Annotated in this window: 10 protein-coding genes, 1 tRNA gene and 1 riboswitch; of the genes, 8 read left to right on the forward strand and 3 right to left on the reverse strand. The window is 48.0% G+C overall.

Going from position 1 to position 13,497, the window contains the following annotated elements; translation table 11 throughout:
- Positions 1–65: 65 nt before the first annotated feature.
- Positions 66–1,274, reverse strand: coding sequence for an MFS transporter (locus GQF01_RS09255; protein ID WP_161406550.1), 1,209 nt, complete (start codon positions 1,272–1,274; stop codon positions 66–68).
- A gap of 248 nt (positions 1,275–1,522) precedes the next feature.
- Here GQF01_RS09255 and GQF01_RS09260 point away from each other — a divergent pair, with 248 nt between their 5' ends.
- From GQF01_RS09260 to GQF01_RS09275, 4 genes are read left to right on the forward strand one after another with little or no spacing between them, the layout of a single operon-like run.
- The gene (locus GQF01_RS09260; protein ID WP_328803427.1) at positions 1,523–2,443 is read left to right on the forward strand and encodes an ABC transporter permease; all 921 of its coding nucleotides are present in this window, start codon (positions 1,523–1,525) and stop codon (positions 2,441–2,443) included.
- Between the two features lie 21 nt (positions 2,444–2,464).
- The gene (locus GQF01_RS09265) at positions 2,465–3,367 is read left to right on the forward strand and encodes a carbohydrate ABC transporter permease (RefSeq protein ID WP_161406551.1); all 903 of its coding nucleotides are present in this window, start codon (positions 2,465–2,467) and stop codon (positions 3,365–3,367) included.
- A gap of 34 nt (positions 3,368–3,401) precedes the next feature.
- Positions 3,402–4,928: an extracellular solute-binding protein gene (locus tag GQF01_RS09270; RefSeq protein ID WP_235959314.1), complete on the forward strand. Its 1,527-nt coding sequence runs from the start codon at positions 3,402–3,404 to the stop codon at positions 4,926–4,928.
- A 60-nt stretch (positions 4,929–4,988) separates the two neighbouring features.
- The gene (locus GQF01_RS09275; protein WP_235959333.1) at positions 4,989–7,352 is read left to right on the forward strand and encodes a helix-turn-helix domain-containing protein; all 2,364 of its coding nucleotides are present in this window, start codon (positions 4,989–4,991) and stop codon (positions 7,350–7,352) included.
- 612 nt (positions 7,353–7,964) lie between these two features.
- Here the strand turns inward: GQF01_RS09275 and GQF01_RS09280 are convergent.
- Positions 7,965–8,038, reverse strand: a tRNA-Arg gene (locus GQF01_RS09280).
- A 333-nt stretch (positions 8,039–8,371) separates the two neighbouring features.
- Entirely contained in the window at positions 8,372–8,827 is a 456-nt protein-coding gene (gene tadA / locus GQF01_RS09285) for a tRNA adenosine(34) deaminase TadA (protein WP_202556224.1), read from the reverse strand.
- Positions 8,828–9,108: 281 nt separating this feature from the next.
- Positions 9,109–9,196: riboswitch (cyclic di-GMP riboswitch) on the forward strand.
- Between the two features lie 94 nt (positions 9,197–9,290).
- Here tadA and GQF01_RS09290 point away from each other — a divergent pair.
- From GQF01_RS09290 to prmC, 4 genes are all read left to right on the forward strand, one after another.
- Positions 9,291–10,022, forward strand: a complete 732-nt coding sequence (locus GQF01_RS09290) for a PilZ domain-containing protein (protein ID WP_161406554.1) — start codon at positions 9,291–9,293, stop codon at positions 10,020–10,022.
- A 78-nt stretch (positions 10,023–10,100) separates the two neighbouring features.
- On the forward strand, positions 10,101–11,201 hold the full coding sequence (gene ychF, locus GQF01_RS09295; protein WP_145668607.1) for a redox-regulated ATPase YchF: 1,101 nt from the start codon (positions 10,101–10,103) through the stop codon (positions 11,199–11,201).
- A gap of 32 nt (positions 11,202–11,233) precedes the next feature.
- The gene (gene prfA, locus GQF01_RS09300; protein WP_161406555.1) at positions 11,234–12,310 is read left to right on the forward strand and encodes a peptide chain release factor 1; all 1,077 of its coding nucleotides are present in this window, start codon (positions 11,234–11,236) and stop codon (positions 12,308–12,310) included.
- A complete protein-coding gene (gene prmC / locus GQF01_RS09305) occupies positions 12,310–13,197 on the forward strand; it encodes a peptide chain release factor N(5)-glutamine methyltransferase (protein WP_161406556.1) in 888 nt (295 codons plus the stop codon). The genes prfA and prmC overlap by 1 nt, the downstream gene beginning before the upstream one ends.
- Positions 13,198–13,497 lie beyond the last annotated feature (300 nt).

Here is a 13,497-nt window from a genome sequence, read left to right on the forward strand (position 1 = left end):
ACGATGGTTACCCCTGCACTTTACACAAAAAAAAGAGCGAATCGCTTAGATTCGCTTATTATCTGTTAAAGAGCAGCGGTAGATCCACTGGACGGGACTGCGGGAATCTTAGGCGTGCTTCTTACGAACCACTGAGATAGAAGCGCACTGAATACGCCAAGAATACCAAGCACGATAAAGCCTTGATTCAATGAGAACCAATCCCCGATCACGCCCATTAGCACGGGACCTACGAACATCCCTAGTCCATAGATGGCTTGGAAAAATCCCATCGCGGTTGCCCGCTTTTCCGCTGGCATATGTTTAATACTCATTCCCATCAGCAGTGTAAACGAAAGTCCCCGGCCAAAGCCAGCCAAGGCCTGGGTCATCATAAGCACCCATAAATGATGCGTGAAAGGTATCGTGAATGTAAAAATACCCATGAGGATAAAGCCCCATACAACCATTCGCTTCTCGCCGTATTTAGCTGCCCATTTCCGCCCACCGAATAAGGAAGCTAGCGCAACAGGTACATTGGCGAATAAAGAGAGCATGGATAGGGAGAACTTATCAGCGCCAAGGGCTGTAGCATAAACGGGGGTAAACCCGAAGACCGTGGCGAAGATGAGCACCTGCGACAAAATTGCCAGTAAGGACACGAAGAGCAGCGTCCGGTCTGCAGCCACATCTCCGATGGCACGCATCGTGATTTTGGGCGCATCTGGCTCTATTTTTTCAATCAAAAAGAAAGAACCGACAAACCCAAGCACCCCTAGCAGCGCCCCCAGAATAAAGGCAGCCTCCCAACCTAGCGAATCCGCCGCCCATCCCGCGGAGAGAATGCCGAGCACTTGCCCTAAGGAGTTGAAAAAAGAGATCGTTCCGATCGCTTTCGTCGATTCTTCGTGCTTATAGTAGCTCGTAAATAGAACGGTGAAGTCGACCCACGTTGCTGCGGCTGCACCTGCCAGTGCTCGGAGAATCAGAATCCACGTGAAATCGTGGGTGAACCAAAGACCTAGTCCGCCGATGGCTGTAAAAAACAATCCAAACGTAATAAAAAGTTTTCGCTTATGAAAGCGATCCGACATAATGCCTACAGGTATGCGCAGCAGCATTTGGGAAATCCCATACATGCCAACGATCCATCCCGCCAGTTGATGATTCCCGCCTAGGAATTCCACATAAGGGGCCATGATGGGAACGCTCGTATACATGGACATCCAGAACAACAAAGTGACTGCGCAAAACAAAGGAATGCGATAAGAGCTTGGGATTTTGTTTATTGTCACGGGGAGCTCCTTTCAGACCTAATCTATTACCGTTTTATTATAGAACATCGACTATGGCAAGGCTATGATTCCTTGTTTGCAAAATAAGACAACGGGTGGAAATTGCCTAGAAAACCCTTGATTTCCCGCTATATCTGGGTCACAAAAATGGATGATTGTAGGAAACAGGTGCACCATGTAAATTGAATCTTGTCGCCAGGCAATTACCTGCCGGCTGACATCATTACAACGAGAATGGAGGAATACAAGTGGGCGCGAGTCGATTGAAACAAGTCTGGTCAGGCATCGCTCGGGACAAATTTTTATATGTGTTAGCGCTTCCGGGGCTGCTCTACTTCCTTATTTTCAAATATGTGCCTATGTGGGGAATCGTTATCGCCTTTCAAAACTATTCACCCTATCAAGGCATGTCGGGGAGTCCGTGGGTGGGGCTGGAGCACTTTGCGCGGTTCTTCTCCAATCCGGATTTCTTCACACTCTTCCGAAATACGCTAGCTATTAACGTCTTATCCTTAGTGCTCTTCTTTCCGCTGCCGATTCTATTATCCCTAATGCTGAATGAAGTGCGCCATATGGTTTATAAGAAAATCATCCAATCGATTGTCTATTTACCTCACTTTTTATCATGGGTCATTATCGTAGGGATCACGTTCCTATTGTTTTCGACAGGTGATGGGGCGATCAACCAAATGCTAGTCGCCATGGGCTTCGATAAAGTTGATTTCTTAACGAACAAGAACTATTTCTGGGGCATGCTGACGGCTCAATCCATTTGGAAAGATGCTGGCTGGGGCACGATTATCTTCCTGGCGTCGATGGCGAGCATTGATCCTCAATTATATGAAGCGGCCAAAATGGACGGCGCCGGCCGGTTCCGCCAAATGTGGCACATTACTCTGCCAGGTATTCGTTCCGTTATTATCATTCTTCTCATTCTCCGGATCGGTCATATCATGGATGTCGGGTTCGAACAGGTCTTCTTGATGATGAACGGGGCTGTGTCCGAAGTAGCGGACGTGTTCGATACTTATGTGTACAGGCTTGGTGTGAAACAAGGTCAATTTAGTTACAGTACGGCAGTCGGATTGTTCAAATCAGTTGTCGGCTTGCTGCTGGTCATTGGTGCGAATAAGCTGGCCAAGAAATTTGGCGAAGACGGCGTTTATTAGAAAGGGAAGGAGGAATCCTAGATGTCATCTGAACATGTATCTACCAATATTGCTTCCAAAAGCGATCGCGTCTTCAACGCGGTGAACGCCATCCTGCTAGGAATAATGGGCATTATTACATTCTTCCCGCTCTATTACGTGTTCGTCGTTTCGTTCAGCGATCCATCCAGCTATATCTCCAGTGAGTTCAAGCTGCTTCCTGCCAAATGGAGCTTAGCATCATACAAATACCTGATGTCTACCGATGCTTTCTTGCATGCTATAGGAAACAGCGTTTTCCTAGCTGTGGTCGGGACAGTGCTTAGCTTGCTGGTAACATCCTGTCTGGCTTATGCGATTTCTCGTAAAAGGCTTCAGGGCCGTAAGTTCATCATGCTGCTCATCTTGTTAACGACCCTGTTTAATCCGGGGATCATTCCCCCTTATTTGTTGGTGAGAGACTTGCACTTGATTAACAGCACATGGTCGCTCATCCTGCCCGTCCTCACAAGCGGCTGGTATGTGCTGCTGATGAAAGGTTTCTTCGACAGCATTCCAGCTAGCCTGGAAGAATCGGCACGTATCGATGGCTGTAATGATATCAGCGTCTGGTATCGCATTATTTTGCCACTGTCGCTGCCTTCGCTTGCTGCATTCGGGCTGTTTTATGCGGTGGCCTACTGGAACACCTTCTTCACAGCTCTTCTCTATATCAACGATTTCACGAAGCAGCCGCTTCAAGTGTTGCTGCAGAATATGTTGATTGACGCTTCAACGGCAGCAGGCGGCGGTGCCGCAGCTGAAATGATGTCCGAGCAGCGGATTCCTCCGGAAACGCTCAAGATGGCGGCAGTCGTTATTGCGACTATCCCAATTTTGTTGGTATACCCGTTCCTGCAAAAACACTTTGCCAAAGGTGCAATGGTAGGTTCGGTTAAAGAATAGGTAATTGATGATAATTTGGGGAGGTTGTACAATAATGGTTATGAAAAAGAAAGCAATAAGCGTAGTAGCATCCACCCTTCTAGTTTCCTCTGTGCTCGCTGCATGTGGAAGCAAAGACAGCGCACCGGCTAGCAGCGGGGGAGAAGCAGCATCCGCCAAGCCAACAGAGATCAGCATTATGACAATGTATTACACACCGGAGCCTCCGGGGCCGGACAATGTCATCGTCAAAGAAATCGAAAAGAAAACAAACACAAAGCTTAAAATCACTTGGGTTTCACCAAACAACTATGGTGATAAAATCAACGTAACACTAGCTTCAGGCGATATTCCTGATCTGATCTTGCTCGATGATCCATTCAGTGCTCAAGTACGCGGCATGGTCGCTCAAGGCGCCTTCTGGGAACTGACTCCGATGCTCAAGGACTATCCGAATTTGATGGAATATCCGAAGGAATCCTGGGACAACACCAAGCAAGCAGATGGTAAAACGTACGGTATCCCGCGTGCTCGTCCTACGGATGGCGGAGGTTTCCCTTACCTGCGTAAGGATTGGCTCGATACGTTACATTTAGAAATTCCGAAAACAACAGATGAACTATATACCGTATTGAAAGCTTTTGTTGAGAAAGATCCAGATGGCAACGGGAAAAATGACACCATCGGTTACATCGGCTTCGTCGATCAAAATGGGATGGCTTACATGGGTCAGCTGCAAAACAGCTTCACGAAAGTCAATGGTGATTGGAAACTTGTAGACGGCAAATTGGTTAACGTAAACGTGCTGCCTGAAATGAAGGATGCGCTTACTTGGATGAACCGTGCTTACCAGGAGAAATTGATTCCTGAGGACATCGCGGTACTCAAGAATACACAAGCCAAAGACTTGTTGAAAGCAAATCGCGGCGGAGGCTTCCAAGATACAGCTGAAGCAGCATGGGAACCAACGGAAGAACTGCGTAAAACGAACCCTAAAGCTGACTTTATCCCACTAGTTTCGTTAAATGGCTATTCGAACAAAGACAGCGGATTCTTCGGTATGTACGCTATTCCGAAATCTGTGCCAGAAGCGAAAGTGAAACAATTGTTGAAATTCATGGATTACGGCGCTACGCAAGAAGGCTATGATCTAGCAAGCTTTGGCCAGAAGGATGTCCACTATACCGAGAAAGACGGCATCAAGACACCGACAGAGCAAGCAAAGAAAGATATTGTAGCTCAACAAGCGCTAGGTCAAATTTTCTTGAAATATGATAAGTACCTGCGTGCTTACCGCACAGGTATGCCGAATGATTACTTGGAACGAAACAGAAAAATCATTGATGAAAAAGTAAAAATCAGCGCTGGTGACCCATCGCTAGGTCTAAATTCCGATACGAACCAGAAGGTCGGTACGGAACTTAGAAAGAAAATTCAAGACATGAAGACCAAAGTCATTATGGGGAAAGAATCACTCAGCGCATGGGATAGCTATGTAGCTAAGTTGAAAACAGATCCGGATATGGTGAAAATTACGGAAGAAATGAATGCAGCTTATCAGAAACGCAATAGCGCGAAATAAATAAATACCGCCCCCCCGACGCCAAAAAATTGCGGCAGTCGGGGGGGATTTCGGCATTTGATGAAAGAGGGACAGATGATGTGGAGTCGATGGAGGCAGAGTTGGTATTTGTGGGCACAACGTTCCGGCAGGGGGAATTTTTATCGCAGAAGCTTGATCTTGGTGTTGTGCATTACCAGCTTGCCTACAGCCATCATCGGGTACACTTCTTACATTACGGGACGTGCGCATATTGAGAAGGAGATCATGCGCAACCATGATACCCTGCTGAAGAAAACGATGGATCGTATGAATGATAATCTGGCTCAGCTCGAGCTGGCTGCTACGCAGTGGTCTCTCGATATCAGGATGGATGCCAGAATTGCGGATATGAACCTGAAAGATGAATACAATACTACGCAAAATCTATATCGTTTTCTCGGTCTCATGAAGGGAGCGTACCCTTTAATTGATCAGGCGCAGCTATATTTGGACCGACAAGATCCTGTTATTATTTCGGATAGTGAGGGTATAGTTCCGATTGCTACTCAGGAGGAGCGGGATATTTTCCACACGTTAATGAAGCAAGCGCGAGGAGTTTTCTGGTGGGAGTCTCTGCCTAGAGGCAACGGGAAACCAGATTCGACCTCCATTGCTCTTATTGAGAAGCTTCCTAGCGTGGGTGAGCCGTATGGGGCTCTAATTTTATATTTAAATCGTGAAAAGCTGGTAGAGATGGTTGAAGAAATGGCCACGGATCCCAACGGTGCCGCGTTTCTCATGAGCAAGGATGGACATATTATCATTTCCTCAGGTAATGGGAATGAGGAGCATGCTGAATTAGAAGCAGCTGTTAGGGAAAGCGTCATAGGGCGGTCTGAGGAGATAGGCTCTTACATTCTAGACCGTAAAGGCCAGTCCTACTCGGTTGCTTTCGGCCAGTTCTCTCGTTCAGGCACACTGTGGAAATTCGTTACGGCAACCTCGTTATCGCAATTGACGGCACCCGTAGAGTTTATGTCTAGAAGTATGCTCAGTATTGGGGGAATCGGGCTTCTCTTGGCTGTGCTGCTTTCATGGGTGGCTTCTAAGCGCATTTATCAACCGATTGTGCGGCTGGTGAATGTGATCAAGGATTATAAGCCTACACAGGAGAGCCAAGCGGATGACCTTGCCTTTATTGAGCAGGAGTGGAGGCATTTAAGCCAGGAGAGCAGGGTGCTCGAATCCAAGCTGGATAAGGCTTATCCTGCCTTAAGGTCGGCGTTCCTTCTGCAGTTGGTACAGGGACATTTTTACTCCCTAAGCGAGGCAGAACTAAGAGGGCGGATGGCGAGCTTCGACTGGCAGACGGAGTCCCAGTGGTTCGTTCTGCTGCTGGTGCAGATCAGCGGTTTTGCAAAGGAAGATGGTCGATTCCTGGAAAATGAGGAACAACTGGCGACCTTCGCGGCAGCGAATATTGCGCAAGAGATCGTGAAGACGCAGAGCCAGAACGCGGAAATTATGAACTTTCAGGATATGACCGTAGGTATTCTGCTTTCCTACCCCATGGATCAGACGAAACAGCAGGCCAAAGACGAGTTGTATCTGCTGGCAGATGATTTGGGACAAACCATTAGCTCCCTTCTTAAAATGCAGACCACTGTTTCCATGGGGCGTTTAACAGCTAACGTGCAGGATCTGCCGCAGCTTTTGGTATTTCTGCGCAGCTCTATCCGCTATCGGGACTTGAAAGCAGCCCATCAAGTTCTGGACTTGGAGGAGATGCTCCCAAGCACCAATGACGATGTGCATTATCCGTTCGCTTTGGAGAAAGAGCTGATGCAAGCCATTCGTATGGGACAAAGCGAGCAGTCGCTGAGCCTGATCGAGAGTTTCATTCATGAGCTCGTCAGCCAGTCGAGCAAAGAAAAGATCCTCCAGGAAGGCGCTATGCAGGTACTGGGCAGTATGCTGCATACTATGCTGGAGTCAGGCTTTAATCCGCATCATTTCTTCGAGGGCTACAACCTGTACGAACAGTTGAATCAGCTTCGGGAACCTGAGCAGATGGTGCGCTTCTTCCAGACGAAGGTTATATCCCCTTATATTGAAGGACTGAATGAGTACCAGGACATCCATATGAAGCGGCTGGTGGAGCGCGTTACGGAGCGGATTCAGGAGCGTTTCATGAGCAGTGATATATCCTTGGAGGAGTGCGCGGACGCTTTTAATACGACGACCTATGCGCTTAGTAAGGCTTTCAAGCAAATCAATGGTGTGAATTTCATTGACTATTTAATTACTCTGCGTATGGATAAAGCCAAGAAACTGCTCGTTAGCACGGACCTCAAGGTCAACGAGATTGCCGAGCAGATTGGGTATCAGCCTTCGTATTTCATACGTCTTTTTCGAAAATATGAGAATATGACGCCGGGACAGTATCGGGATCGAATGAGATAAATGGAGCCTGCCGCTTTTGAAGCGGTGGGCTCTTTTTAATGAGGCTAAACCTGATGTGTAGGGATCTGCTTCACACGGTCTGCTTCATACCGAAGCAGGCCATGTTGCACTTTGTACAACACAGAAGCGGCTTTTGCCTAGCAATTGTCTGCTTCATTGCATGAAGTACACTCATTTGGACCTGTATGGTGTAAATACCTCCCCTCCCTCTCCATAATGTTGCACAAAGTACAACGAAACTGGGAATTCAGGCCGGACCTCAGTCATTTTGTTGCAGAAAGTACAACGTAGCGTATGCTTTTTCTTGAGTGCTACTGCTTAGTCCCTCTTCCTCTAATTTGGGGATAACCCTCCCTCTTTTTCGTTGTTAATAACGTTCGAAAAAGTCTGTATTTATGCTCCTGTTAGTATCACGGATTGACTTGGCGGCCTTTCATTTTATTAACATGTGGATAGGTAAAAGGAATTGAGTTTTTGCTGGAGGGAAAGAACTTTAAGCCGAGGATGTTTCTGCAAAGTGTGAAAACAGCTTTAAAAGAAAATAATTGTCTTGAGAATAAAAAATAAACGCCAGTTAGCGGCTAATACCGTTAACTGGCGTTTATTTGTATACGCGCCCGAGATGATTCGAACATCCGGCCTACAGTTTAGGAAACTGTTGCTCTATCCTGCTGAGCTACGGGCGCATGGCAAAGATTATGATAGCACGAAGCCTTAGGTGGCGCAACCTTTGAGTGGCAAGATTTAGGCATGTAATTGAATTTCGCTGAACGCTTCGTGCGATGAGGAACTACAGGCCACTATCTCTGCCAGATCACAGATTCCAAGGTTCAGACGGAACTACAGGGTCCTATTCAGCCAAGATAGCTTATATTGACGCTAAAAATGAAGATATAGCGGACCACAGTTCCTCTTCCCTCGCTAAAATGCTCAATATCCGGTGAATAACGGATCATAGTTCCCGCCCGTTCGCAGAAGTGGAAGCCACCGCTTACGACGAAACTTGCTCGCTCAACCGTTTACTCCTTGCCGCGCAGCTTCCGGAAGAACTGCGTCAGCATCGTCGCGCACTCCTCTTGCAGCACGCCGCTGACGACGTCGACCCGGTGATTGAACCGGTCCTCCTGCAGCAAGTTCATCAACGTTCCCGCGCAGCCAGCCTTGGGATCGGTAGTGCCATAGATCACTTGCGGAACGCGCGCTTGGACAATGGCACCTGCACACATCGGGCATGGCTCTAACGTGACGTAGAGCTTACAGTCAAGCAATCGCCAAGCTTGCAAATGTTCACTCGCCTGCTTGATAGCAATCATTTCAGCATGGGCAAGTGGATCCAGCGTAGTTTCACGTAGATTATAGCCGCGGCCAATAATTTGCCCTTGATGGACAACAACAGCACCAATCGGCACCTCGCGAATCGCTTCAGCTTTACGTGCTTCCTCTATAGCTGCTTTCATCCATGGAATATGCTCCATATATTCATCCACAGGGGGACACCTCACTAAAAATTATCTTATCCACATGTGAACAAAGGATCGAACAAATATTCGTTGTTAACAACCTGTGGATAACAATGTGTATAACTTAAAAAGTTGTGGATATTTATTTCTTTTTTCATTCATACAACAAATACAAGATGTATGCAAGAGAATTAGTTGATAATAGGGAAATCCAACCGTATAATGAGAGTTGATGTAGGTCTTTTAGACCATATAGCATGATATTGTACGACAAACCATGACATGACATGTGCAGGGTTCGATAATGGCAAACTTGCCGAAAGGTAAGGACGCAAAGCCGAGGGTCTACGGTTCCTATGGAACTACGACAGCCTGGTTACCGAAAATCGATGCTTTTTTAGATTGAGGTAATAGGCTGTCCCCGACAAAAGGGGCAGTCTATTTTTTTATATGAAACGCGGGGGAGGGTGATCAAGAAATGGTTAGCAAAGATAAATCAGCGAAGTATGGCAGCAAGGAAGGGTATGACGCTGATGTGATGATTGACAGCAAAGCAATGCTGAGCAAGGAAGATTTCGTAGCCACTGGCGTATTGACCTATGCACTCGGTGATATCATTGAAGTGGAGCTGCCGGAATATGATGTTTTTGCGCTGGGAGATAAGTGTAAAATGACGGTATACACGAAATCCGGGCTGTTCGTTATGGACACGACAGTTGTGGCCAAAGAGCGGGGCTCATTAATTGTTCTGAATCCTCCTGAAAACCGCAGGAAGTTCACGGAAAAGCGGGAGTTCCCCCGCGTGGATGTGAAGAATGAAGGGCTTCTCTTCGGACTTCAAGACAAAAACAAGAAACTTAAACATCAGTTTGAAACACCGATGCGGTTTTCTATCAAGAATCTATCCATTAATGGCCTAGGATTCACAATTAATGAGAATGTGATGCTAGAAAAAGTCATTCAGAAGAATTCCCAACTGGAAGTAGAGTTGATTTTGGGCTTTTTGGTGCCATGTACAATGGAAATTGTTCGGCAAGAAAAAACGAATGACGGCTATTATTACGGGGCTAGTTTTATTAGCATTCCAGAGGAGAAAACGAACGCGCTGCGCGGATTTATTTTAAAAAATCAGATTGAAACCTACTTCGTCCAGAAGCGGGAAAATGAAACAAAAAAAGCACTGGAAAAAAAGTCTGCGGCTAATCAGTAGCCTACAGGCTTTTTTTTGCGTTCCAAGTACTATATAATAAGAAGGATGATTTTCGAAAATTAAGGAGTTGTAACTACGATGGCTTTGAAAGCAGGTATCGTCGGTCTACCGAACGTAGGAAAATCGACATTGTTTAATGCAATTACACAGGCGGGGGCAGAATCTGCAAACTATCCGTTCTGTACGATAGATCCGAATGTTGGGGTAGTTGAAGTACCTGACGAGAGATTGCACAAGCTGGTAGAGATGATTGTCCCTAAAAGCATTGTTCCGACAGCCTTTGAATTCGTTGATATTGCGGGTTTGGTGAAGGGCGCGAGCAAAGGCGAGGGGCTTGGAAATAAATTTTTGGCACATATTCGTGAAGTGGATGCCATTGTGCATGTTGTCCGCTGTTTTGAGGATGATAATATTACTCACGTCTCCGGTAAAGTAGATCCGATTGGCGATATCGAGACGATTAATCTTGAATTGATCTTGGCTGACATTGAGTCTGTCGAGAAAAAGATCGAGCGCTCCCGCAAAAACCTGAAAGGCGGCGACAAGAAAGTTGTAGCTGAGGTTGAGTGTCTGGAACGCATCAAGGAAGCTCTTTATAACGATCTGCCAGCGCGCAGTATCGATTTGAGCGATGATGAGAAGCTGCTCGTTCGCGACCTTCACTTGCTGACAATGAAGCCTGTTCTTTATGCGGCCAACGTGAGCGAAGACGAAGTATCCACAGCAGATGAGAATCCATTCGTCAAAATCGTTAAAGAGTACGCAGAGAAAGAAAACAACGAAGTTGTTTCGATCAGCGCGAAAGTGGAATCCGAGATTGCTGAGCTCGAAGAAGAAGAAAAAGCAATGTTCCTCGAAGAGTTGGGACTTCAAGAGTCCGGCTTGAATAGATTGATTAAAGCAGCATATCGCAAGCTTGGCTTGTATACGTATTTTACAGCTGGGGTGCAGGAAGTTAGAGCTTGGACGATCCGCAAAGGAACGAAAGCTCCTCAAGCGGCGGGTGTTATTCATACCGATTTCGAGCGTGGATTTATTCGTGCCGAGGTTGTATCTTATACGGATTTGGTAACGGCTGGCTCCATGAATGGCGCGAAGGAAAAAGGGCAAGTGCGTCTGGAAGGTAAAGAGTACGTGGTAAATGACGGCGACGTTATGCACTTCCGATTTAATGTTTAATCAATAAAAAATAAAGAAAGGAGTGATCCGTTATGTTGGATCGACTTCAGTCCGTTGTGGACCGCTATGATAAATTAAGTGAGCTGCTGTGTGACCCGGATGTGACGAGTGATACTAAGAAGCTTAGAGAGTATTCGAAGGAACAGTCCGATCTTCAGGAAGCCTACGATGCTTACAATGAATATAAGAGCGTAAGCGAGCAATTGGCAGACGCGAAAGCGATGCAGAATGAAAAGCTTGATGATGAAATGCGTGAAATGGTGAAAATGGAGATCGATGAGCTTAGCGAGCAAGCAGCTAGTCTGGAAGAACAACTCAGAATGCTCATGATGCCAAAGGATCCGAATGACGACAAGAACGTCATCGTTGAAATCCGCGGAGCGGCAGGTGGCGATGAAGCCGCGTTATTCGCAGGGGATCTTTACCGTATGTATACCCGCTATGCGGACGGGCAAGGATGGAAAACGGAAATTCTGGATGCTTCCGTCAATGATTTGGGCGGATTTAAAGAGATTATTTTCATGATCACAGGTAAAGGCGCTTTTAGTAAGCTGAAGTTTGAGAGCGGGGCGCACCGTGTACAGCGTATTCCAGTAACTGAATCAGGCGGACGTATTCATACTTCTACTTCGACAGTTGTTGTGATGCCTGAGGCGGAAGAAGTGGAGATCATTATTAATGACTCGGATATCCGCGTAGATACATTCTGTTCAAGCGGAGCGGGCGGTCAGTCCGTTAATACGACGAAATCAGCGGTTCGCGTGACGCACGTGCCTACGGGAATTGTTGCAACATGTCAGGACGGCAAATCGCAAAACTCCAATAAGGAGCAAGCGCTTCGCGTACTGCGTGCACGGATTTCCGATAAGATTCGTGAGGAAGAGGAAGCGAAATACTCAGGCGAGCGTAAAAGCAAAGTCGGTACAGGTGACCGTTCCGAGCGAATTCGCACGTACAACTTCCCTCAAAGCCGGATTACGGATCACAGGATTGGTTTGACGCTCCACCGACTAGATACAGTGCTTAACGGTGACATGGCAGAAATCGTGTCGGCGCTAACGATTGCTGCACAGTCGGATGCTTTGGATAATGGGGAGCAGGCAATGTGATGCCGACTGCCTCGAAGACGATTAGAGAAGCCTATGTAGAGGCTTCTTCTTTTTTAGGGAAGTTGGGTGTAGCTGAGGCTGCTTCCTGTGTGGAGCTTTTGCTGCAGCACCTACTGGGCTGCAGTCGGACGGAACTGCTGTTCCGTTTCCAGGAACAGTTCCCTGCTGAGCTGGAGGGCGCTTGGCGCCAGCTAGTGGAGAGGAAGGCCGCGGGTGAGCCGGTACAGTATGTAATCGGCGAGCAGGATTTCTACGGCCTTACGTTCGCGGTTAGCCCGGCGGTGCTGATTCCGCGGCCGGAGACGGAGCTGCTCGTGGAGGCTTTGCTCCACGAGGGCTCGCGTCTGTTCCCGCAAGGCGCTCCGCTGCTTGCGGATGTTGGCACCGGGAGCGGCATCATCCCGGTGACCGTGGCTCACGCGCGCCCTGACTGGCGCGTGGCTGCCAGCGACATCTCCGCGGCAGCGCTGGAGATGGCCCGCTCGAACGCGCAGCGCCACGGCGTGGCTGCGCGGGTGGAGTGGCTCGAGGGTGACCTCCTCGAGCCTTATATTGAGCGCCGGATCGCTCCGGATATACTGGTGTCTAACCCACCATATATCCCTGATGGCGAGCTCCCGGCGCTGATGCCGGAGGTGCGGCTGTTCGAGCCGCACACGGCTTTGTTCGGCGGTGTCGAGGGACTCGACCTGTACCGCCGGATGGTTGGGCAGCTGCCGCTATTGCCGCGAATCCCGACTGTGGTCGGGTTCGAGGTGGGCATCGGGCAGGCGGAGGCTGTTGCGGCGATGCTGCGCGCCGCCGCGGATTGGGAGGAGATCCGGTTCGTGCCGGATCTCCAGGGGATTGATCGCCACGTGATCGCGATCCGGGCGCGGGAGCTCTAGGGTTCTTGATCTGTACGCACTTGATCTGTACGCACTTGATCTGTACGCACTTGATCATTTTCCCTTGATCTGTACGCACTTGTTCTCACTTAGCTATTAGGGAACTACAGTCCGCTATTTGCTTACAAAGGCACTTCTTCCACCTGTAAGGGGAACTACGGTCCGCTATATTGCGGCTTTGGCTCGAAAAACGTGCTAGGAGGCCCAAATAAGACCCTGTAGTTCCCCCAGAAAGAGGAAACAGCCTGTTTTCCTCGCAATAGAGTACTCCAGTTCCCTTAAGATGATCGGAATGCTGGT

This window comes from Paenibacillus silvestris (genome assembly GCF_009882985.1).
In the GTDB taxonomy this organism is placed as follows: Bacteria; Bacillota; Bacilli; order Paenibacillales; family NBRC-103111; genus Paenibacillus_E; species Paenibacillus_E silvestris.